Source organism: Micromonospora sp. ATCC 39149 (genome assembly GCF_000158815.1).
Lineage (GTDB): Bacteria > Actinomycetota > Actinomycetes > Mycobacteriales > Micromonosporaceae > Micromonospora.
Genome location: NZ_GG657738.1, coordinates 189521 through 190674, shown reverse-complemented (window position 1 = coordinate 190674; position 1154 = coordinate 189521). Strand labels below are relative to the sequence as shown.

At 76.1% G+C, this 1154-nt stretch carries 3 protein-coding genes; all 3 read left to right on the top strand.

Annotated features, from left to right (window positions below):
• Positions 1 to 513: SelB C-terminal domain-containing protein (locus tag MCAG_RS00850; protein ID WP_083802151.1), on the top strand; the 513-nt coding region annotated here is incomplete at its 5' end.
• 82 nt (positions 514 to 595) lie between these two features.
• The gene (locus MCAG_RS00845; protein ID WP_007071112.1) at positions 596 to 793 is read left to right on the top strand and encodes a hypothetical protein; all 198 of its coding nucleotides are present in this window, start codon (positions 596 to 598) and stop codon (positions 791 to 793) included.
• A gap of 74 nt (positions 794 to 867) precedes the next feature.
• On the top strand, positions 868 to 1044 hold the full coding sequence (locus MCAG_RS31965; protein WP_157547782.1) for a hypothetical protein: 177 nt from the start codon (positions 868 to 870) through the stop codon (positions 1042 to 1044).
• The last annotated feature ends 110 nt before the right edge of the window (positions 1045 to 1154 follow it).

The following is a 1154-nucleotide window of genomic DNA, read 5'->3' as shown; positions in this document are numbered from 1 at the left end:
GCCGCCGCGCACCCCTTGGAGCCGAGCGTCCCGGTCGACGTGCTGCGCCGACGGCTCGACCTGCCCGACCGGGCGCTCGTGGAGGCCCTCGTGCGCCCGCCGCTGCGGCTGGTCGCCGGGCGGGTCACCGCGTCGGCCGACGACGCGCTGCCCGAGTTGGTGGCCCGCGCGGTGGCCCGGATTCGCGCCGAGTGCGGCGAGCGCCCGTTCCGGGCCCCGGAGGCGCACCGCCTCGCCGAGCTGGGGCTCGGGCCCCGGGAAATCGGCGCGGCGGTGCGGGCCGGTGCGCTGCTGCGGCTGGCCGACACCGTGGTGCTGTTGCCCGGGGCCGTGGACGCCGCCGCCCGGGTCCTCGCCGGGCTGCCGCAGCCGTTCACGCTCAGCGCCGCCCGGGTGGCCCTCGACACCACCCGCCGGGTCGCGGTGCCGCTGCTGGAACTGCTGGACCGCCGCGGCGTCACCCGTCGTCTGCCCGACGACGCCCGCAGCGTCGTGTCCCCGCCGCCCGGCTGAGCGGGCTGGCGGGGCGGGTTTGCGGGGCGGGTTTGCGGGCAACGCCACCCCCTGCGGGCAGGGGGTGGCCTAGCGTGGCGGAATGGACCCTTCGGCGGTCTGGCGCGACAAGAGCCACCGGTGGCGGATCGAGGCGTACCGGGCACCGGACCTGCGCTTCGCCGTCTTCGCCACGAACGGCCCCACCGAGTCGGCCCCGCTGTGGCTGTTCGGGATGGCGGCGCTGGCCCGCTGGCTGATGACCCACGCCATCTCTCTCGACGACCTGGAGACCGACTGACCGGCACCACCCGAGCGGGGGAAAAGGCGGTTGTTGCCCCTTTCGGCCCGGTGTTGCTGCGTACCGTTCGGGGGGTGAAAGACCGGGGAATGCGTACGGTCGTGGCGGTGCTCGCCGGCCTCGCGGTCATCTACTTCGGCAGCAGGGGCCGCAGCGTCGACGAGGGTGGCGGCGTGTCCGGCGGGGTGGTGCTGCTCGCGGTGCTGGCCGCCGCGTTGGTCTGGCACCTGACCAAACCGGGCACTCAGTAGCCCCAGCACCCGGACGTGACCACGCCCGGCACGTGCCCGCTGCGGGGCCCTCAGCGGGCGGCGGCGCGGGCGATTTTCCCCGGCGGAGTCCTCGTCGAGGGTCACGCGGA

What these genes read in the sequence shown, in the direction of transcription:
- MCAG_RS00845 (WP_007071112.1), top strand. Translation starts at nt 596, where the DNA reads ATGGACCCTTCGGCGGTCTGGCGCGACAAGAGCCACCGGTGGCGGATC.